This is a genomic window from Agrobacterium sp. SORGH_AS 787, assembly GCF_030819035.1.
Classification (GTDB): Bacteria; Pseudomonadota; Alphaproteobacteria; order Rhizobiales; family Rhizobiaceae; genus Agrobacterium; species Agrobacterium larrymoorei_B.
Map to the genome: position 1 here is coordinate 852,010 of NZ_JAUTBG010000001.1, position 20,491 is coordinate 872,500.

Annotated in this window: 15 protein-coding genes, 1 tRNA gene, 2 rRNA genes and 2 pseudogenes (1 of these 20 cut by a window edge); 3 read left to right on the plus strand and 17 right to left on the minus strand. The window is 56.4% G+C overall.

The annotated features are described in order from the left end of the window. Window positions 1-168: 168 nt before the first annotated feature. Window positions 169-1,080: an allantoinase PuuE gene (locus QE435_RS03710; protein WP_349040300.1), complete on the minus strand. Its 912-nt coding sequence runs from the start codon at window positions 1,078-1,080 to the stop codon at window positions 169-171. 227 nt (window positions 1,081-1,307) lie between these two features. Continuing rightward, window positions 1,308-2,009: a GntR family transcriptional regulator gene (locus QE435_RS03715; protein WP_309769511.1), complete on the minus strand. Its 702-nt coding sequence runs from the start codon at window positions 2,007-2,009 to the stop codon at window positions 1,308-1,310. 370 nt (window positions 2,010-2,379) lie between these two features. On the opposite strand from QE435_RS03715, the pseudogene QE435_RS03720 reads away from it, so the two are divergent. Then, window positions 2,380-3,095: pseudogene (locus QE435_RS03720) on the plus strand (IS6 family transposase). A 281-nt stretch (window positions 3,096-3,376) separates the two neighbouring features. Next, window positions 3,377-4,279 (plus strand): MurR/RpiR family transcriptional regulator, encoded by a 903-nt coding sequence (locus QE435_RS03725; protein WP_309769512.1) that lies wholly within the window; start codon window positions 3,377-3,379, stop codon window positions 4,277-4,279. 233 nt (window positions 4,280-4,512) lie between these two features. On the opposite strand, the gene QE435_RS03730 is transcribed toward QE435_RS03725, so the two are convergent. The 11 genes from QE435_RS03730 to QE435_RS03780 form a co-directional block, all read right to left on the minus strand. Next, window positions 4,513-4,818 (minus strand): aspartate/glutamate racemase family protein, encoded by a 306-nt coding sequence (locus QE435_RS03730; protein WP_349040301.1) that lies wholly within the window; start codon window positions 4,816-4,818, stop codon window positions 4,513-4,515. 154 nt (window positions 4,819-4,972) lie between these two features. Beyond that, complete coding sequence (locus tag QE435_RS03735; protein ID WP_349040302.1) at window positions 4,973-5,878, minus strand: ABC transporter substrate-binding protein; 906 nt, start codon at window positions 5,876-5,878, stop codon at window positions 4,973-4,975. Window positions 5,879-5,883: 5 nt separating this feature from the next. Further along, window positions 5,884-7,044, minus strand: coding sequence for an ATP-binding cassette domain-containing protein (locus QE435_RS03740; RefSeq protein ID WP_309769515.1), 1,161 nt, complete (start codon window positions 7,042-7,044; stop codon window positions 5,884-5,886). A 3-nt stretch (window positions 7,045-7,047) separates the two neighbouring features. Next, window positions 7,048-7,881, minus strand: a complete 834-nt coding sequence (locus QE435_RS03745; protein ID WP_309769516.1) for a carbohydrate ABC transporter permease — start codon at window positions 7,879-7,881, stop codon at window positions 7,048-7,050. Continuing rightward, complete coding sequence (locus tag QE435_RS03750) at window positions 7,881-8,753, minus strand: sugar ABC transporter permease (protein ID WP_309769517.1); 873 nt, start codon at window positions 8,751-8,753, stop codon at window positions 7,881-7,883. Before QE435_RS03750 ends, QE435_RS03745 begins: the two co-directional genes overlap by 1 nt. A 60-nt stretch (window positions 8,754-8,813) precedes the next feature. After that, window positions 8,814-10,076: an extracellular solute-binding protein gene (locus QE435_RS03755; RefSeq protein WP_349040303.1), complete on the minus strand. Its 1,263-nt coding sequence runs from the start codon at window positions 10,074-10,076 to the stop codon at window positions 8,814-8,816. Window positions 10,077-10,126: 50 nt separating this feature from the next. Further along, window positions 10,127-11,560, minus strand: a complete 1,434-nt coding sequence (locus QE435_RS03760; RefSeq protein ID WP_349040304.1) for a Xaa-Pro peptidase family protein — start codon at window positions 11,558-11,560, stop codon at window positions 10,127-10,129. A 1,332-nt stretch (window positions 11,561-12,892) separates the two neighbouring features. Beyond that, on the minus strand, window positions 12,893-13,783 hold the full coding sequence (locus QE435_RS03765; RefSeq protein WP_349040305.1) for a dihydrodipicolinate synthase family protein: 891 nt from the start codon (window positions 13,781-13,783) through the stop codon (window positions 12,893-12,895). Between the two features lie 25 nt (window positions 13,784-13,808). Next, window positions 13,809-15,428 carry an ABC transporter ATP-binding protein gene (locus tag QE435_RS03770; protein ID WP_349040306.1) on the minus strand — a complete coding sequence of 540 codons (1,620 nt, stop codon included), beginning with the start codon at window positions 15,426-15,428 and terminating at the stop codon, window positions 13,809-13,811. Then, complete coding sequence (locus QE435_RS03775; RefSeq protein WP_349040307.1) at window positions 15,421-16,344, minus strand: ABC transporter permease; 924 nt, start codon at window positions 16,342-16,344, stop codon at window positions 15,421-15,423. The genes QE435_RS03770 and QE435_RS03775 overlap by 8 nt, the downstream gene beginning before the upstream one ends. A 12-nt stretch (window positions 16,345-16,356) precedes the next feature. Further along, a complete protein-coding gene (locus QE435_RS03780; protein ID WP_274102886.1) occupies window positions 16,357-17,271 on the minus strand; it encodes an ABC transporter permease in 915 nt (304 codons plus the stop codon). On the opposite strand from QE435_RS03780, the gene QE435_RS03785 reads away from it, so the two are divergent. Further along, window positions 17,207-17,359, plus strand: a complete 153-nt coding sequence (locus tag QE435_RS03785; RefSeq protein ID WP_349041166.1) for a hypothetical protein — start codon at window positions 17,207-17,209, stop codon at window positions 17,357-17,359. The two genes, QE435_RS03780 and QE435_RS03785, sit on opposite strands and share 65 nt — an antisense overlap. Before the next feature lie 7 nt (window positions 17,360-17,366). Here the strand turns inward: QE435_RS03785 and QE435_RS03790 are convergent. The 4 genes and pseudogenes from QE435_RS03790 to QE435_RS03805 all read right to left on the minus strand — a co-directional run. Continuing rightward, window positions 17,367-17,573: pseudogene (locus QE435_RS03790) on the minus strand (peptide ABC transporter substrate-binding protein); the annotation flags it as partial. Between the two features lie 93 nt (window positions 17,574-17,666). Continuing rightward, window positions 17,667-17,743 (minus strand) — tRNA-Met (locus QE435_RS03795). A gap of 127 nt (window positions 17,744-17,870) precedes the next feature. Further along, a 5S ribosomal RNA gene (gene rrf, locus QE435_RS03800) occupies window positions 17,871-17,985 on the minus strand. A gap of 246 nt (window positions 17,986-18,231) precedes the next feature. Beyond that, a 23S ribosomal RNA gene (locus tag QE435_RS03805) occupies window positions 18,232-20,491 on the minus strand; it runs 673 nt beyond the window's last position.

Sequence of the window (20,491 nt, forward strand, 5' to 3'; positions counted from 1 at the left end):
CTTCTCGAAGGTTACGGGGTGAGATTTACGGCATTTCGGGCGGCACGACGCTGGTCATGCTTCCGATCTTCTGACCGGGCCGCATCGCGCCCGGGGAAATGTTTTTGACCCAACCACGCGCAGCGTGGAGAGGCTAATTTCGAACCCGGTGCGACGTCGCCCACCGCCTCATACTGTGCGCTTAAGCCAAGCCCGCGCGATGTCTTCGCGGGTTGCGAACCAGACATCGCCATACTGACAGGCAAAGTCGAAGAAGCGCTTGAGGGCGCGGATGCGGCCAGGACGACCGATCATGCGGGGATGGAGCCCAATCGACATCATGCGCGGCCCCTTTGCGGCCTCCTCATAAAGAACCTCGAAACTCTCCCGCATGTAGAGGAAGAAATCCTCCGACTGCACCAGCCCTGGCGAAATCCAGAACCGGAGATCGTTGATGTCACAGGTGTAAGGCACGACCAGCCGACGCTGACCCTCCACGTCGACGAAATAGGGAACATCGTCGTTGTACGCGTCCGAATCGTAGAGGAAGCCACCTTCTTCGGCGATCAGCCGCCGGGTGTTGATGCTGGCACCGTATCGGCAATACCAGCCGACCGGCCGCTTGCCGCAGGTCTTCTCGAAGGAGAGGATAGCCAGACGGATGTGCTCGCGCTCTTCCTCCTCCGTGAGACGGAATACCTCCTCCCAGCGGTAGCCGTGGCTGCAGACCTCGTGGCCGCCCTCAATGACGGCTTTTGCAACGTCCGGGTTCTGTTCGAAGGCGATGGCACAGGCGAAGAAAGTCGCGGGGATGCGGGCTTCGGAAAGTGCATCGAGAATTCGCCAGATGCCGACGCGTGAGCCATACTCGTACATGGACTCCATAGCGAGGTTCCGGATTTCCTTCGGGAAGGGATAGGTGCCCCATTCGGTCATGGGTTCCTGATCGGCATCGCCCATGGCAAAGGACCGTTCAGAACCTTCCTCGTAGTTGACGACGACGTTGATCGCCAGCCGCGCACCATTCGGCCATGTGCCGCAAGGCGGCGTGGGCCCGTAACCGACGAGATCGCGACAAGGAGTGTTCAATAATAAGGGCAAGTCAGTTCCCCGCTATAATGTCTGCAATATTGCGTGCAATTATGGAGAGCATAAAACGTGCCAATTCCGCCTTCGAGGACGAGGCAAATCGAAAAAAACGTCTTGAAACTTCGATCCCTGATGACGGGCTGCGAGCTTGTTTACGTCCTCGCAGCCGGAGAATATCAATTCAGAGAATTAGCTTTTTGATTTGAAATCAAATGGATGAAGGAATGAGTTTGAACGCGTCAGTTACGCAGAAATTCGTAAATGTCAATTTCCGAGCGTCGCGTCTCGGTCAAATCGAAACTTGCCAGAATATGATCGAAATGATGCGTCATCTCGGCAATGGCCTTTTCGGCGTCGCGTGCCTCAATGTAATCGACTAATGCTGAATGCTCATGCGTTAGGCAAGCACTGCCGCCTTTTCGTTCATAAACCGACTGGATGAGTACACCCCGACGGACGAGGACGCGCAACATGCGTTCGAAGACCGGGTTGCGCGCAATTTCGGCAATCAGGCAATGGAATTCGCTGGCGACGCGGTTTGCGCTGGCGTTTTTGTTGGTGAATGCTTCCTTTTCCCTTTCAACATGGTCTCGTAACCGGACGATATCGTCCGCAACGGCACGTTCGCAGGCCAGCCTGACAGCAGAACATTCGAGTTCGCGCCGCGCCTCATAGACCTGCCGGGCGTCTTCGACTGTAGGGCGGCAGATGAAAGCGCCGCGATGGAGTTCAAAGATGACCACATCTTCGTCCCGAAGACGTTCGAGAACACGCCGCACGCGCGACCGCGGCACATCGTAAGCCTCGGCGAGCTTGACCTCGTTCAAATGCTCGCCGGCCCGCAGGTGCTTGTCGATGATCGCATCGATCAGGCGTTCATAGATGATGTCCTCTGTAGGATGCTTGCCCCTCAATTTCGTGTCTTCCTGATTGTCTAGCATGAAAGTCTTGGCTTTGCAGACAGCTTTCCATCCGCCTCCTATGTCCCTTAGCGCAATCCCGTCGCTCATTTAAAGATTTGAGACGGGTTGGTTGCAAATATTTCGGTAGCGGGCTCTGTTGCATAGATCGTTTTTGGCTGCGATGCGATGTATTGCCTGCCATCGGGCGTTCTTCGCTTGAAGGTTTTGGGCTAGCAATTACACGACTTCGATCAGCGTGCTCTGCCTAGTGCCAAGCGTGCACTTTCCAAAATGTTGGTTGTTTGGATGATGATGCACAACTGACCTACCTCCTCAAAAAGATCCTTCATGAAATATGGCGGCACTGTACCGTTACCCGAGCAGCGATCGATCTGTGGGATCTGTCGGCATGACCAGATCTGGACGTGCTCCTCTCTATCGTCGTCACCGGTTTCCGGCGGAGGTGATTGCCCATGCCGTATGGCTTGATTTCCGGTTTCCGCTTAGCCTGCGAATGGTCGAGGATATGCTTTTAGCTCGAGGCATCATCGTCTCTCACTAGACCGTGAGATTGTGGGCGGAGAAATTCGGCAGGCACTACGCCAAGAATATCCGGAAGCGCTCAGCCGGCAGGCTCGGCGACAAATGGCACCTTGACGAGGTAGTCATCACCATTCGGGAAAGAAAAACTGGCTCTGGCGCGCCGTGGATCAGGATGGTTTCGTCCTCGACGTTCTGGTCCAGAGCCGCCGTGATGCCAGGGCTGCAAAGCGTTTGATGTGCAAGCTTCTGAAAGGGCAAGTTTCTGCCGCACGCGTTATGATCACCGACAAGCTTCGATCCTATGGTGCGGCGAAGCGGGAAATCATGCCTGGCGTCGAGCATCGTTCGCACAAGGGCCTGAACAATCGGGCGGAGAATTCTCATCAACCCGTCAGGCGGCGTGAGCGGATCATGAAACGCCTCAAGTCACCAAGACAGCTTCAGCGCTTCGTCTCGATCCATGATCCAAGCGCCAACCTCTTCCAAATTCCCCGCCACGAGATCCCATCTCACCACTATCGCGAACTGCGAGGGGCGGCGATGCAGATGTGGAGCGAGATCACCCATCTGCAGGTCGCTTGACCACAGACTTCGTGCTGTACTTTAATCCGAGGCCGATAACTTGACAGTGCCCGTCAAAGCCATGATCGATTTTCCTAGATCAATGTATAGAGCTCAGCGCGCATCCGAATGATGGCGGGATCACGTTATCGAGCAGGCCGTTACGTCCACTTCGAGGCGCTGGCACCGCCTCGCGAAGGGCGCTGCCAATACGCGCCTCTGTCTGACGGAAAACAGATTCCGCTGTGTCCGACATTGCGTTAGGATTCCAGCCAGTACTGCTGTCCAACCAAGGAATTCCTGTGAAATCTCCCGCTACAGCGCATGCCCAAAGCCGCCCACGTTCACTGGAAGCAAGAATCTACGCGGTCTATGCGTCGCTATCGCCGGCGGAGAAACGCTTGGCGGACGTCCTTCTCCAGTATCAGATGGATTTGCCGAGCTATACCGCAGGCGAGCTTGCGGACAAGGCGCAGGTGTCCAAGGCGACAGCAGCTCGGCTGATTCGGACCTTGGGTTATGAAACGTATCCGGATGCCAAGCGGCAGATCCGCGCCGATCAGCATTGGGGTTCGCCGCGCGGCGGACTAATGGATCCCGATCATGTGCCATCAGAAAAAGTGTCCCTTGCTCAGACCGTCCAGATGGACATCAACAATATTCGCACCACGGCTGAAGGCCTATCCGAAAAGACGCTTGAGGAGGTCAGCGACGCAATCGTCGCGGCCCGCCGTGTCTGGATCATGGGGCTTCGCAGCGGATACGGTCTCGCTCACCAGGCCGCACACTATATGACGCTGATGAAAAACGATGTACAGGTTCTGCCAGCTGGCGGCGCCAGCTATTCCCACGAAATTGCCTCGATCGCCAAAGGCGATGTGTTGCTTGTCATCGCGTTTCGCAGAAGGCCACGGCTGTTGCCGACGATCATCAAAGAGGCACGGGCGGCGGGCGCGATCACCGTGCTGATCACCGACCTCAGCGCCGCCGCTAGCGCTAAGGCCTCGAATCACGTCCTGCGATGCCGCTGTCAGTCGCCTTCGCCCTTCAACTCCTTTGTCGCAGCGACGACGGTCATCAATTATCTGGCCTGGAGCGTGGCAACCGCCATGGGTTCGGAAAGCCTTGCCCGCTACGAAAAGATTGACCGTCTAGTCAAACTGCTCGACGATGTTTCGACGCCTCAGACAAGTTCCGGGCGCTGAAGGCGTCTGAGGAGTCGAAGTGTTCACGAGAGTTTGTCCAGAGCGAAAATCCGCGTTGGCGCAGCTATATGTTGCCCTTCGATGTCGACAACCCGCATCTGACCAGGGTCGCGGTCGATTCTACGCCCTCGACAACGGGGATACCGTGGGTACGCTGCAGATCGGCGGCGAATTCTGCCATGCCCGCGCAGCCCAAAGCCGAGCCTTCTGCAATGACCTCACGAATGAAAATCTCAAATTTTCTCAAAGGCACCTGTTTCAAGTGCTAGCGCCGGAATACTGATTGCATAGCTGCAACGGAAGCGATTGGCGAAACCATAGCGCCGAATATTATCCTCGATGACCGAGGCCAATCGTGACAGGGTAGTCACCACGCAGAAACTGTGCGCCACCAGACTGGCCGCATGAAACGATGGCTCCCCAATGGCGGTTACCGGCTTTGCCGCCATCGTGCATGCCGCATCTAGGCCGGTCTCGTCGAGGCAGGCGCTGATACGCGTATCAAAACCTTCGGCCTGCGCCTTCACGATCTCCTTCAATAAGCCCCCGCACCGAAAGGGCGCCGTCGGAAGGACCTTCTATAGCGGTACCGGTTACGGCAACCAGTCGTGCTGCCTTCGCGATGAAGTGTGTCATGGACGCCGTGTATTGTGATTGATGATGGCTATGCGCATGCGTGTCCTCCGGGAACGTTCAAACCGTGAGGAACTGAAGTGTCGGACGTTCATCGATCAGATCAGCGTAAGGGATCGCTGCTTCGGTGAGGTATCCTCCTGCAATGCCGGTCTGCCAGCGTGCATAGGCTTGCGGGTCAATACGCGGCGTCGTCCACATGCCGTTGGCACGATAGACATTTGCAAGGCTGACCAAAAGGTCCGGTGAGAATTTCGGAAAGGTCTTTGTCAGAAAGTCGCGGAAAGTTTCCGCATCGTTTGCCTGGATCCATTTCATTCCGCGACCCAATGCCCGCGCGAACCGCGTATAAACCTCAAGACGAGCCTCGTCGATTTCACCTAGGGTGTAATAGACGCTCCATGGGATATTCCCGCCTTCTGTCGCCAACGGCGCCACGATATATCCACCGCCGGCCGCCTCAAGTGTCAATGCGGAAGGATAGTCGATCACCAGATAATCGCCCATCCCACCGGTAAACAAGTCGGTCAGCATCTTGCCGTCAAGATCCTGCACAAACCGGACCGTAGCAGGATCGACGCCATTTTCCCGCAGTACCAGTTTGACAAAAAGACCGACGCTTGCACCATTGCTGCCCTTCATCGACATCACTTTTCCGGGCATACTCTGCCAGCTGAAATCCTCGGGCTTTTCCCGCCCGACGATAGCCAGCGGCGCGCGCGCGGCAACCTGCGCAAAAGGTACATAGCGTTGGCCGCGGCCGAGAAACATCGACGGCACCCAGATACCGCCGAGCGCTGCCTGCGCCTTGCCTCCGGCGATGTCACTGAGCACCAGATCCCAGGGAGCCGGAACGCTGGCGGATACTTCGAGGCCCTCTTCGGCAAAGAAACCCTTCCAGACTGCGACATATTCGGGCAGATAGTTGAGGCTGTGACCAGTCGCGGAAACATGGAAATTCTGCATGATTGTCACTTCTGCTTGAGAGAAAGGCGTTCGCCAGTATCGACGTTGAACCAAAGCACGTCCTCAGATCGGTAATCCAGCGAGCAAGCCTGACCGACCCGCATGCCGGGATTTCCGGAAACCCGCACGAAAGCGAGATCATGCTCGATCAGCAGATCCTCGTTACCGGCCTTGTCCGTCATCAGGCGGCAGCCAATGATGGTCTCGGCTCCGAGGCGCTCAACAACGGCGACTTGAGCTGGAACGCGCCCTTCTCCTTCCGCTCTGAGTTCGAGCTTTTCCGGTCGAATGCCGAAGGTTACTTCGCGGCGGGTCGGTACCTCTGCGCCATGGTCGACCGGAATTTGTCCCATAAGTTTTACACCTTCCGGACGGATAGACGCGGGGATAAGGTTCATAGGGGGCGAACCGATGAATTTCGCAACGAACGTGTTGGCAGGGTTATCGTAGACATTGTCCGGCGTATCGACCTGCTGCACCACGCCCTTGTCCATGATGATGATGCGGCTTGCCATGGTCATGGCTTCCACCTGGTCGTGCGTCACGTAGACGAAGGTCTTGCCGACCTTGTGATGCAAAGCCGAGATCTCGGAGCGCATCTGGGTGCGGAGCTTGGCGTCGAGATTGGAAAGCGGCTCGTCAAGAAGATAGAGTTGCGGATCACGAATTAGCGCACGCGCCAGGGCGACGCGCTGGCGCTGGCCGCCCGAAAGGCTCACCGGACGACGGTCGAGCAGTGGCTCGAGTTCCAGCTGACGGGCGATCTTGAGCGTCCGCTCGGCGATATCCGCTCGTTTCATCAGCCGGTGGCGCGCGACGATATTGACGATCGGCAGATGGTACCATTTGCGGAACGCATCCATGACCAGCGGGAAGGCGATGTTTTCGCGCACCGTCATATGCGGGTAAAGCGCATAGGTCTGGAAAACGAAGGCGACGCCGCGTTTTTTCGGCTCCCAGTTATTGGCAACCTCACCGTCGAACAGCAGGTTTCCAGTCGTGATCTCGCTCAGACCCGCGATCATCCGCAGCAAGGTGGACTTTCCGCAGCCGGAGGGTCCTAGAAGAACCAGGAACTCGCCGTCGTGAATGTCGGCATTGAACGCCTTGATGACGGTGTTATCGCCAAAAGACTTCGAGATATCTTTGAATGACAAAGCGGGCATGGATTATCCCTTCACGGCGCCAGTCGTAAGACCAGCCACGATCTTGCGCTGGATGAGGAGAAAAAAAACGATGGCGGGCAGGCTGAAAACAAGTGCTGCGCCCAGAACTGCAGACATTGGGGTTTCATACTGTCCAACGAAGGAGGCCAGCCCCACACTGGCCGGCCACAGGTTCCGGTCCATGAGGAAGGTCGAAGCGAACAGGAATTCGTTCCAGCCGGCAAAGAACGAGACGACCGCCGCTGCCGCGATACTAGGCATGATGAGCGGAAGAATGATCATCGTCAGCACACTGAACCGCGGGCAGTTGTCGATGATAGCGGACTCTTCGATCTCGTAAGGCACTGCGTCCATTGCGCCTTTCAGCACGAAACATGCGACTGGCAAGGAGAAGCCGACATTTGCAAGGATCAATCCCCATAGGCTGTTCAGCAGCCCGAAAGTGATGAACATCGCATAGAGCGGCACCAGGATAAGGGCTTCAGGCACGACCTGGGTCATGAACAGAAAAAAGCCGACCATGCCCTTGCCATGGAACTTGAAGCGGCTCAGCGCATACCCTGCAAGCGCGCCGAGCGTCAGGCTGAGTATCGTTCCTCCCGCCGCGATCAGCAGGGTGTTAAACAGCCACAGACCGATCGGAACCTTGCCCAGTTCACTGACGAGATCGGGGAAGTTTTGAAGCTGCGGCCAGCCAATCTGACCGGTGCCATAAAGCTGCGAGTTCAGGTTGAGTGCCGTAGTCGCCATCCAGTAGACTGGAAATCCGGCAACGATGACCAGTACTCCGATCAGCAGATATCGCAATGCCTTGTTAAGAAGTTTCCGGGGCACCATTAGCGCGACATCCTTTTCATCCGTCGTTGTTCGGCAACGTAATGTATCGCGGCTACCAACAGCGCGAGGACGAGACCAACCGCGCCATAGGCACTTGCCATTCCCAGTTCGTGACCTTCGAAAGCCGTCTGTCTTAGTTTGACGACCAGCGTACTGGTTGACCCCAGCGGGCCGCCTCCGGTGAGCAGGTAGATTACGTCGAAGCGGCGGATCGACCAGACCGTGACCAGCAATGCGGCAAGCTGTATCGCAGGGCGGATGTGCGGCAGGGTCACCGCCCGGAAGGTGCTGATCGGATCAGCCCCGTCGATTTTGGCCGCCTCGCGCACCTCTTCAGGAACCGATTGCAGCGTCGCCAGCACGACAAGCATCACGAAGGGAGCAACCTGCCAGACGGTGACTGCAAGCACCGAACCGAGCGCATAATCGGTGCTCGTTAGCCAGGAGAACCGGCCAAGCCCGATCAGTTCTGCAATCCGGTTGAGAATGCCGGACCGCTCGTTGAACATCCAAAGCCATATCAGCGATGCCGCCACGCCGGGAACAGCCCAGCCGAACAGCAGGATCGCCCTTACCACCGATCGACCCTTGAATGGGCGGTCGATCGCCAGCGCAGCGATGAGCCCGAGGGTGACACCGATGATCACGGTCAAGACCGTATAGACCAGCGTCACCTTCAGCGAGAGGTAGAAGGCCGGGTCTTCGAACAACCGTTCGAAGTTGCCGAGGCCGATCAAGCGGCCCCGGTTGGGGTTGATGATCCGCGTGTTGGTGAAACTCATGTACATCTGCCGCGCAAGCGGCCAGAACATGAACACCATCAGATAGATCATGGGTGGGAGAATGAAGGCATAGGGCACAAAACTGGCCATGCCGCTCCTGTTTTTCAGGCCACTCGCACTCACGTCATGCTCCCTTCCGATGCAACCGGATCAAAACTGCTTGTCAACGGCTGCCTGAGCTTCGGCCAGTGCTGTTTTGGGCTCTGCATCGGTGAGGATGACCTTTTCGACCGCCTGCATGACGAAGCGCATGATCTGTGCTGTCTCGACCTCATGCCCTTTGATTAATGTGCTTCTGGAATTTTCAGCAAGCTTGGCAAAGGTGGGAGCCCAGGGATTTGTCTTGGCATAGGCCTCGCTGACGGGGACGTCTGTTGCCAGAGTGTCCGGACCGGATGCATCACGCATCGCCTGCTGACCGACAGGCCCCATCAGCCACTTTACGAAGGCGACTGCCTCTTCCTGATGTTTGCTATGGCTACTGACGCCGACAAAGATTTGCTGATGCGCGCCCGGATGCGGGAACGGGATCGGGGCCGAACCGAGTTCGCCGCTCTGAATAGCCCCACCAGACGCGATGTTCAGCGTACCGCCGGAATTGTCGATAGAGAATGCTACGTGCTTCTCCTTGAACCGGGTGCGCTGCGTCGGCATGCTGTCGCCGATCGGCATTATGCCTGACGCATAGACCTTCCTGAAGGCAGCGACGGCCGCGGCAGCCTCCGGCGTGTCGATCGTCAGCTTACCGTCCGCGTCCACCCAGTTAACGCCATAGCCGTAGGCCCAGTTCTGAAAGTCCATGAACCAGCCGCTGAAATCGTTCATCTGGTGGCGGCCGGTAAACCCGATTACACCTGGGGTCGCGGCGGATGCCGCCTTGGCGGATTCAATCAGTTCGTCGACCGTGGTCGGCACCTTTGCATTGCCTGCATCGAGCAGCGGTTTGTTGTAGATCAGGGCATAGACCGCACGCTGCCATGCGAGGCCATACTGCGTGCCGTCGATTTTGCCGTTTTCGTTCGTCTTGTTGAGGGATATGCCTTCGGTGGCAGCCGAAAGATCGACGAGAAAGCCAGCGTCTGCTATAGCGTAGAAAAGACCCTCCTGCATCATTGCAATATCCGGCCCTTGGCCCGCACCCATTTCGGTCGTCAGCTTGTCGTTAAATTCGGCGGATGGAATGGCGACCTGTTCCAGCGTCACATTGGGATTGGTTTCCTGGTATTTGGCAACGGCAGCCCACAGGTTCTTACCGCGCAGGGCATCGAGCCATTGCGAATTGGCCAGTTTCAGCGTGACCTTTTCACCCGACTGCGCAAGACTTTCCCCCACACTGAGTCCGGTGGTCAGCGCAAATACGGTGATGGCCGCCGTGGCCAGAAACTTGCGGCGACGAAAATTATCAAACATCATCTGTTCTCCATCTGGATTATGATTTTTGGCATTCACGTTCAGACAGTGCGTCAGGTTGCTTTTACCCGGTGCACGGCAAGGGGTGTGTGGTGGCTAAGGTTTTCCGAACCTGTTTCCGTCACAAGATAGCAGTCACCGACGTTGCAACCGGCGACCTCGGGCTCCAGCCATTGCGAGTGCAGGACGAAAGTCATCCCCTCTTCCAGTTTATCGTGGTTGTTGGACTGGATGTTGTAGTTGGTGAATTTCACCATCGAGACCGAATGTCCCACATTCGGGTTATGCGGCCCGAGCGTTGCGGGATAGACATGCATCAGCTTGCGACCCTGACGCTCCCAGTCCTCGTCGAAGACATGTTTGCGCGGGACGAGCCGCGGCTTACCGTCGTCCTCTGAAGCCCAGTTGTAGGGCATCGTGCGGCTGTCGGACGAAGAGAGGTAACCACGGGCGATATAAGGGTCAAAGGAGGCATTGGCGACATCAGAGATTAGAGCGCCGGGCTTGACCAGGGACGCTGCCTTTTCTACGCCTTCGGTGCACATCTGAAGCACTTCTTCCTGCTTGGCAGTCATGTCACCGACCGCAATCATGCGCGCGATCTGGGCGGTATAACCCTGGTAGATAACGGCCGAGATGTAGAGGTTGATCAGGTCGCCGTCGCGCACGATATGGCCATAAGGCTTACCGCAATGCGTACCATGCTCGTTTATGCCGATCTGGTAGCCGTCACCGCTTTCGCCCCCGCGTGACATCTGGGCATAAGTGAAGGCCGCATAGATCTCATAGTCGGTCACGCCTGGCTTGGTGACATGATAGGCCGCTTCAATCCCTATGCTTGCCAGCTGTGCGGCGGCCCTAACGACCGCTTGTTCACGTGGTGAGCGGATCTTCTGCATACGATCTATTATTGCGCTGCATGCGATCTGGGAAGTCTTAGGCAAGCGCTTGGCGAGACCGTTCCAGTAGCTGGTCGATGTCGCATCGCCGATCAAGCCGATCTGTGCAGACGAAAAGCCTTCGCGCTCGACGAAGGAGGCAACGGCCTCGACGACCTTATCAACTGTCTTGCCAGGGCGGTTATAAGTTTCACGACCCCAGGTGCCGACCTGCCAGATGTCCTCAACGAGCACTGGCTCGCCAGCTGGCGGCAGGATCACAGAGCTGCTGAATATTGAAAAGAGGGTGAGCGGCTTGTCTTCATCTGTCGGAATGACGAGAACGCCTTCGCGCACCCAATCGCAGATGTAGCGCAGGTACGAGTTCGAAACGCGATATGATCCAATAGAGTCAGCATGGACAAGAAGCACGTCATGTCCAGCCATGACCGCTTCTCGACGAATACGTCGCAACCGGTCGACAAACTCGCTCTCAGGTAGCGGACTCACCGGCTCGAACTCGAAGCTAGGCTTGAATCCATCAAGCAGGCGTTCAAAACGGCGGTAATCGTGTGAAAAGGAGAAATCAGAGCGGTTTGGTGCGGTCATCGACATTCTCTTATGGGTGTCTGTTGCCCATCAGTTTATCGATGAAATTAAATTTGCAAACGCCGTGAGCAGTGCAATAGATGGACGAACAGCGCATATTTTGGGCATATGAAAATTCGGAAGAAAATTTCGCAACAAAATAGTCAACTACTAGCTTTGACGTAACGTTCAACTAGCCTAATTTGCTATCTATTCCGCGATATGTTCGCATTTGTTGTGAAAATATTTCTTCAAACTTTGCGAAAAATATCTCCGCCGCCTCTGGGCCGAGCGCCTAAAAATATCGCCATGCGCGCCCGCCAGCATCATCTCTTTTGGGCAAACGGTGACGAAAATTAGTTTCCTAATTTCATTTAGACTGGCTCTTCCCATGCCGGAATAAGACAAGCACCGCGCCCTCGTTATCTTGAGATCGGGAGGGAACGAGAAAGATCGCATTGCAAAAAGATTAGGCTATCCTTGCGTTGGCTCCTAGCTGATACTGGCTAGCACAGCGTGTGCCCACTGACCATAATCGGCAACCTTACAACGCCGGTGCGGAAGCAGGATCTGCTTGAAGCCGTTAACCGGGTAATTGCCAACAACGTCTTACGTCGCGACGAAAGAACAGCCGAAGCTGTCCTGCTATCGAGACAGATCAGCCGGACGGAGCAGGAGGTGCAGATCATGAAATTGGCAATGGCCGGCAAGCCATCCCGCTAAGCAAACAGTCAAACTGCATACTGGACATATGATGGCAACGTCAGAGGCCCATGTGGTCAAAAGACTGCGGATCGAAACGGGCAGTTCCTGGAGGAGGTCCGCATTCTCGTTGGCCTAATGTCTCTTTACGTTTAATGTGGCTTCGATTGCGTAGAATGCAACAAAATGCTTGCGTGCAGTCCACGGGTTTGACCGTCCGGTCACAATCATTGCTCTTGGCGATGACCATCTTTACGGTGTACGCATCACAAGGCTGGGTGCTCGGGGTCTAATGGTCTTGGCCGGTCGCTTGCGGCAATCGCATATTTTTTCCTCTCGATCAGCACCCGGTGTCTCCTACCCGCTGCTTGCCCTTCCAGGCATCTGGCGTCCGGCGAATTGCCCCGATGGGGCCAGCCATGACAAGCTTGACGCGGTCCTCCGTGAAACCCTCTCGCGCCAGTGTGGTTTTGGGCGTGCTCCGCGGCGCGGACAGGTAGGAGGTCTCCGCGGCGTTACCATCTGCGGCTATCTGGTCGGAAGCGGAAATCCCGGCACGTTCGTCAGCGGCTAAAGCGCTGCTGTCTGTCGTTGGTTAAGATAGTGAAAATGAGCATCAAAACGCGAGTGGAAACACAGACCGGGTGGCGATCAGGCGTTGGCGATAATGTTGAATCGCTTCAGTATCTCCGCGATCTGCGCATCCTGCTTAGGGTTGGGCAGAAGCGCCGGCTGACGGCTAGCGCCGACAGACTTGTCTTGGACATAAAGAGCCCGCTTGACCATGGCGGGCGCAAATCCAAGCGCATAAAGATCTGTGCGAAAAGCGGTGAATAGAGCTTGCTGGCGCTCCGCCTCGGCAAGGTCGCCACTGTTGAAGCCCCTCAGAATCCCCGCCAGCACCTGGGGAATGGCGTTGCCCAGGCCAGAGATGCAGCCCGCTGCACCGTTTTGCAGCGACCAGAGCACGAGATGATCGGGGCCGGAGTAGACTTCGAAACTGGGTACATCTCTGGCGACCGCGAGGTAGGCTTCCAGCGTCTCCTTCGCGCCACCACTATCCTTGATCCCGGCAATATTGCCATGTGCCGAAAGCGTCCGCGCAGTTTCAGGCTCGATGTGGTTCTGCGTGCGGGCTGGAATATCGTAGAGGTAGATCGGTGTCTTCACTGCATCGGCAACGGTGGAGAAATGCCGGATCAATCCGTCCTGCGTGCATGCGATAAAGAAAGGCGTAATGACTGCTATTGCATTCACACCGATCCGGTCGAATTCGCGTGCAAGCTTCAGCGTCTCGAATGTCGCGGGCATGCCAGCATTGACGATGACGTCGACCTGACCATTGACTTCATCCACCACAGATTCGGCAAGCTTGATCTTTTCGTCGAAGGTCAGCGCGGAGAAATCGCCATTGGTGCCAGCACACATGATGTTGTTGCCAGCTGCCACCTGTCGGCGCACCTGCGCGCGCGTGGCCTCGTAATTGATGGTCTCGTCCTCGTTGAAGCATGTGACGAGAGCGACGAAGGCCTTTTTTGACATGATGAAGACTCCTTGAAATTACAAATCAGGATGCGCGCGCAAGGCGAGCAGCGCGATGCGCGGCTTGCACATCCGGGTCTGGGTCGAGGCCGGCGGCCAGCAGGGCCTGAGTATAGGATTGACGTGGCGTCTCGAAAATCTGGCGCACTGTGCCCATTTCAACCACCTCACCCTTTTGCATGACCATGACATGATCGGCGAAATCGCGAACCACCGGCAAATCGTGAGCGATGAAGATGAAGGCGATGCCCATCTGCTTGCGCAGCTTGTCGAGCAACGCGATGACCTGCGCCTGCACCGATACGTCGAGTGCTGAAACTGCCTCGTCGCAAATGATCAATTGCGGCTCAAGCGCGAGCGCCCGTGCAATCGCGATGCGCTGGCGCTGCCCGCCGGAAAATTGGTGTGGGTAGCGGCCCATATGTTCGGGTCCAAGCCCCACTTGTGTCAGGAGTTCCGCCACTCGCTCACGCCACTTCGCCTTCGGCAGGATGTCCGGGTGAATGACCCAGGCCTCGGAGATCAGCTGATAGACCGTCATGCGTGGGTTCAGCGATTGCGTCGGATCCTGAAACACCATCTGTAGGTCGCGACGCAACTTGTAAAGTTCAGCGGGCGACAGAGTGAAGAGGTCCCTGCCCTTCCAGAAAGCTTCGCCGGAATCGGGCTCGTCCAGCCTGAGCAGGATGCGCGCAAGTGTGGATTTCCCCGATCCGCTCTCGCCGACGACAGCCATGGTTTCTCCAGCCATCAGGTCGAAGGAAACGCCCTTGAGCGCTTCGAATGCGCCATAGCTCTTGCGAACATTGCGAACCTTCAACACCGGATCGGCACCTGGAAGCGGCGCGTGTAATTCGCCCTTGCCAGGCGCCGCAGCAATCAGCTTCCTCGTGTAAGCGTGCTGCGGGTTCTTGTAGACATCGCGCACCGTGCCGGATTCGACCAGCACGCCCTTTTCCATCACCACCACGCGGTCCGCAATTTCGGCGACCACGCCTAGATCGTGTGTGATGATCAGCACCGCCATTCCGGTTTCTTGTTGAAGCTCCTTGAGAAGCGCCAACACTTCGGCCTGGACCGTGACATCGAGCGCCGTCGTCGGCTCATCAGCGATCAGGAGATCCGGGCGCAAGGCCAACGCCATGGCAATCATCACGCGCTGGCGCTGGCCTCCGGAAAATTCATGCGGATATTTGTCGAGCGATGTGTCGGGGCTCGGAATGCCTACACGGCCGAGCAGTCGTAGGGCTTCGTCCTTTGCCTCGGCATCATCCGTACCGTGGGTCGTTAGCGCTTCGCGGATTTGCCAGCCGACAGTATAGACCGGGTTCAAGTGGCTGAGCGGGTCCTGAAAAATCATAGCAATGCGACGGCCATTGATCTCGCGCCGTTCGCCTGGTCGCATGGTCAACAGGTCGACGCCGTCCAGCAGGATCTGGCCGGAGGTGATGCGGCCAGGCGGCATGTCGATGAGGTTCATGATCGCCGAGGAGGAAACGGACTTGCCGGAGCCGCTCTCGCCAAGGATGGCCAAAGTTTCACCGCGGTCGAGATGATAGGAGATGTCGCGCACCGCCTTGACCACGCCGTTGACGGTGTGGAATTCGACCGAGAGGTTGCGGACTTCGAGCAGGTGATCAGCCATTCTTGCGGCCCTTCATTTCCAGACGCCAGCGCTGCACGGGATCAAGCGCGATGCGCAGCCAGTTGGACAGGAGGTTGAGCGACATGGTGGTGAGAATGATCGCCAGTCCCGGCCAGAAGGAGAGCCACCATGCGTTGGTGAGATACTGCCGACCCTGGCTGATCATCAGACCCCAGGTGATTTCCGGTGGCTGGATGCCGATGCCGAGAAAGGAGAGCGCGCTCTCGGCTAGCATCACATAGGCAAAATCGAGCGTGGCAAGCGTCGTCAGCGTTGGCAGCACAACGGGAAGGATGTGGCGAAACAGAATGCGCTTGTTGGAAGCGCCCATCACCCGTGCCGCCTGCACGAACATGCGTTCGCGAATTTCCAAAACCTCAGCGCGGGCGGTGCGCAGATAGACCGGAATACGGGTGATCGCCAGAACCAGCATCAGATTGAGGATCGACGATCCGAGGATGTAGAGCACGATAACGGCGATCAAAAGCGACGGAAATGACATGATCACGTCCGCAAGCCGCATAATGACCTGATTGACGCGTGCGGAGGAAAAACCTGCAACGAGACCAAGGGCGGTACCGATGATCGATGAAATTAGTACCGCACCTGCCGCCACCATCAACGTGTTCTGGGTCGCGACGATGATGCGGGCGAGAAGCGGACGGCCGAGCGCATCTGCACCCATCCACCACACCCACGCCTTTTCAAAGTCGAAGGGTGCGGCGTTGCGGCCGCGCAAGTTCTGCTTTGTCGCGACATCGCCGAGCCAGCTTGGGCCGATCACTGCCAGAATGATGATAAATACGAGAAAGATGGCTGCGGCGAGTGCGAACTTATCCGCCAGGAGCATACGGAACATGCGCTGATAGAAGGGCGGCTCGTGGGCGATATCCGTCGCAGTCGTCATGTCGGTCATCGTCGTTCCTCCTCAATGCCGAATGCGTGGATCGAGAAACGCATAGGCGAGATCGATCAGGAGGTTCATGATGAAAATCGCGACCGCCGTGACCAGAATGGCGGCTAGAACGACGTTGAAGTCGCGTTGCAGAATGGAATCGATCATCAGCTTGCCAACGCCCGGAAAGCCGAAAATCGTTTCGATGATGACGGCGCCGTTCAACAAGCTTGCAGCCTGGTCGCCCAGCACGGTGATGACGGGCAACATGGCGTTGCGAAGTGCATGAATGAAGATGATCGGACCGGATTTGACGCCCTTCGCGCGCGCCGTCTTCACATAGGCGGAAGACAGCGCCGTGATCATGGACCCGCGCACCACCTGAACAATAATGCCGAAGGGGCGAACAAAAAGCACGCCGATCGGCAAGATCCAGTGCCAGATGGAGCCTGTACCAGACGTCGGCAACCAAGTGAGATTGACGGCAAAGACCACGATCGCAACGATCGCCAGCCAGAAATCCGGCACCGATGCGCCGATCAGCGAGACGATGGACGAGAAGCGGTCAAAAAAACCACCGACGCGGAAGGCGGCGAAGGACCCAACGACGATCGCCGCGACCGTTACGAGCGTCATGGTGCTAACCGCAAGCCACAACGTCCAGACAAAGGCTTCCAGCACCACGTCGAGCGCGGGACGGGCTTTGCGTAAAGACTCTCCCAGGTCGCCGGTTAGCACATCACCAACGTAGCGACCGAATTGAACGAGCAGAGGATCGTTGAGGCCATGCAATTCGCGAAACTGGTTCTTCAACTCGGCAGAAGCTTCGACCGGCAGGAAGAGCGCTGCGGGATCACCCGTCAGGCGGGAGAGGAAGAAAACCATGACGATTAGTCCGACCAACGAGATCAAACTGGCCACGGCCCGTTTTCGAATGAAACTCAGCATGGAATCCTCGAAGAAACCTGTGCAGCGACGTCATATCGCCGCGCATTGTGCGAACGAGATGGCGGCTCTGGCCGCCATCTCTGGCTGATGTGATCTTACTTGATCTTGATCTCGGAAAGCTGCAGCATCGAGTTCGTCGCAATCGTCGGCTTGAAATCGAGACGTTCGGAAACCCGCGCGAAGCCTACCATGTGGAATAGCAATGCATCTGCAACCACATCGTCATGCAGGTAGGCGATCAATTCCGACCACAGCTTGGCACGCTCATCCCCGACAGCAGCCGACGCACGCTTGATGAGATCAACGCCGGCTTCTTGTGTAGGCAAGCGCACCTCCCTTAAACGTCAAAACCCCGCAGCATTTGGCTACGGGGTTTTGATGGTGACGTAGATATTTGGTTGCGGGGGCAGGATTTGAACCTGCGGCCTTCAGGTTATGAGCCTGACGAGCTACCGGGCTGCTCCACCCCGCGTTGACTGCGATCGACTTGGATGTCGAGTAATCTTTAGAACTGCAAAAGGCCGCTTTGGATGCGGCCTTTGGTATCGGCCTTGGCCGGAGGAGTTTGATTTGAGAAGATTTTTTGTTGCGTTTAGCAGACCTGGCAGCGACCTACTCTCCCGCGTCTTAAGACGAAGTACCATTGGCGCTGGGGCGTTTCACGGCCGTGTTCGGAATGGGAACGGGTGCAGCCGCCCCGCGATAACCACCAGGTCGGCGAAACGCAACTGACACATGCTTTTGCATGTGCTGTTGTATCGAGAAGCTGGAGAGCGTTTTGCTCTATTTGATTTGAACACGTCTTTCTCCGACCTGTCTGTGTGTTGCCTTTCTCGAGTTTGAGTTGGGCAGCCATACAGACCAGCGGTCGTCGCGCCTTGTGGCGCGGCCCGTCCGGAGCGCTAAGCGCGTCAGGACAGAAGAGATGATGCTCATCTTCGATGAGCATGAACAATGGGAACGAAGAAGTCGCTCGAGCTATTAGTAACGGTAAGCTTCATGCATTACTGCACTTCCACACCCGTCCTATCGACGTGGTCGTCTTCCACGGCTCTGATAGGGAACACTCGTTTTCAGGTTGGTTTCCCGCTTAGATGCCTTCAGCGGTTATCCATTCCGTATATAGCTACTCTGCTATGCCCTTGGCAGGACAACAGATCCACCAGAGATACGTCCATCCCGGTCCTCTCGTACTAGGGACAGATCCTGTCAATATTCCTACACCCACGGCAGATAGGGACCGAACTGTCTCACGACGTTCTGAACCCAACTCACGTACCGCTTTAAATGGCGAACAGCCATACCCTTGGGACCTGCTCCAGCCCCAGGATGCGATGAGTCGACATCGAGGTGCCAAACAACCCCGTCGATATGGACTCTTGGGGGTCATCAGCCTGTTATCCCCGGCGTACCTTTTATCCGTTGAGCGATGGCCCTTCCACACGGGACCACCGGATCACTATGACCGACTTTCGTCTCTGCTCGACTTGTCAGTCTCGCAGTCAGGCTAGCTTATGCCATTGCACTCGACGACCGATTTCCGACCGGTCTGAGCTAACCATCGCGCGCCTCCGTTACTCTTTCGGAGGCGACCGCCCCAGTCAAACTACCCACCATACACTGTCCCGGATCCGGATAACGGACCGCGGTTAGACATCCACGAAGATAAGGGTGGTATTTCAAGGATGGCTCCACAGGAACTGGCGTCCCTGCTTCAAAGCCTACCACCTATCCTACACATGCCTTGGCGAATGCCAGTGTAAAGCTATAGTAAAGGTGCACGGGGTCTTTCCGTCTGACCGCAGGAACCCCGCATCTTCACGGGGAATTCAATTTCACTGAGTCTATGTTGGAGACAGCGGGGAAGTCGTTACGCCATTCGTGCAGGTCGGAACTTACCCGACAAGGAATTTCGCTACCTTAGGACCGTTATAGTTACGGCCGCCGTTTACTGGGGCTTCAGTTCAAAGCTTGCACCTCTCCCTTTAACCTTCCAGCACCGGGCAGGCGTCAGACCCTATACGTCGTATTGCTACTTCGCAGAGCCCTGTGTTTTTGATAAACAGTCGCTACCCCCTGGTCTGTGCCACCCCATCACACTTGCGTGCAAAAGGGTCACGCTTCTTCCGAAGTTACGCGTGCAATTTGCCGAGTTCCTTCAACATAGTTCTCTCAAGCGCCTTGGTATACTCTACCTGACCACCTGTGTCGGTTTCGGGTACGGTCTATACGGTGGAGCTATTTCCTGGAACCTCTTCGCCGCCCAACCAATCCAATAAGGTTGAACAACACACAAGATCCGTCACTACCACCAGGCCCACGAATATTAACGTGGTTCCCATCGACTACGCGTGTCCGCCTCGTCTTAGGGGCCGGCTAACCCTGCTCAGATTAACTTTAAGCAGGAACCCTTGGTCTTTCGGCGAGGGAGTCTCTCACTCCCTTTATCGTTACTCATGTCAACATTCGCACTTCCGATATCTCCAGCAGCCCTCACGGGTCCGCCTTCACAGACTTACGGAACGCTCCGCTACCACACAACTTACGTTGTATCCTCAGCTTCGGTGCATGGCTTTAGCCCCGTTACATTTTCGGCGCAAAGACCCTTATTTAGACCAGTGAGCTGTTACGCTTTCTTTAAATGATGGCTGCTTCTAAGCCAACATCCTGGTTGTTTTGGGATCCTCACATCCTTTCCCACTTAGCCATGACTTGGGGACCTTAGCTGGAGGTCAGGGTTGTTGCCCTCTTCACGACGGACGTTAGCACCCGCCGTGTGTCTGCCGACTAGTACTCCTCGGTATTCGGAGTTTGGTTAGGATCAGTAAGACGGTGAGTCCCCATAGCCCATCCAGTGCTCTACCCCCGAGGGTATTCGGTCGACGCTCTACCTAAATAGATTTCGCGGAGAACCAGCTATTTCCGAGTTTGATTGGCCTTTCACCCCTAGCCACAAGTCATCCCGAACTATTGCAACAGTTATGGGTTCGGCCCTCCAGTTGGTGTTACCCAACCTTCAGCCTGCTCATGGCTAGATCACTCGGTTTCGGGTCTAATGCAACGAACTGAACGCCCTATTCAGACTCGCTTTCGCTACGCCTACACCTACCGGCTTAAGCTTGCTCGTTACACTAAGTCGTTGACCCATTATACAAAAGGTACGCCGTCACCCTTGCGGGCTCCGACTGTTTGTAGGCATCCGGTTTCAGGTTCTATTTCA

Coding starts and splice junctions, on each gene's coding strand:
- QE435_RS03715 (WP_309769511.1), bottom strand. CDS start 2,009: ATGCTAGACAATCAGGAAGACACGAAATTGAGGGGCAAGCATCCTACA.
- QE435_RS03735 (WP_349040302.1), bottom strand. CDS start 5,878: ATGCAGAATTTCCATGTTTCCGCGACTGGTCACAGCCTCAACTATCTG.
- QE435_RS03740 (WP_309769515.1), bottom strand. CDS start 7,044: ATGCCCGCTTTGTCATTCAAAGATATCTCGAAGTCTTTTGGCGATAAC.
- QE435_RS03745 (WP_309769516.1), bottom strand. CDS start 7,881: ATGGTGCCCCGGAAACTTCTTAACAAGGCATTGCGATATCTGCTGATC.
- QE435_RS03750 (WP_309769517.1), bottom strand. CDS start 8,753: ATGGCCAGTTTTGTGCCCTATGCCTTCATTCTCCCACCCATGATCTAT.
- QE435_RS03755 (WP_349040303.1), bottom strand. CDS start 10,076: ATGATGTTTGATAATTTTCGTCGCCGCAAGTTTCTGGCCACGGCGGCC.
- QE435_RS03760 (WP_349040304.1), bottom strand. CDS start 11,560: ATGACCGCACCAAACCGCTCTGATTTCTCCTTTTCACACGATTACCGC.
- QE435_RS03765 (WP_349040305.1), bottom strand. CDS start 13,783: ATGTCAAAAAAGGCCTTCGTCGCTCTCGTCACATGCTTCAACGAGGAC.
- QE435_RS03770 (WP_349040306.1), bottom strand. CDS start 15,428: ATGGCTGATCACCTGCTCGAAGTCCGCAACCTCTCGGTCGAATTCCAC.
- QE435_RS03775 (WP_349040307.1), bottom strand. CDS start 16,344: ATGACCGACATGACGACTGCGACGGATATCGCCCACGAGCCGCCCTTC.
- QE435_RS03785 (WP_349041166.1), top strand. CDS start 17,207: ATGACGATTAGTCCGACCAACGAGATCAAACTGGCCACGGCCCGTTTT.
- QE435_RS03780 (WP_274102886.1), bottom strand. CDS start 17,271: ATGCTGAGTTTCATTCGAAAACGGGCCGTGGCCAGTTTGATCTCGTTG.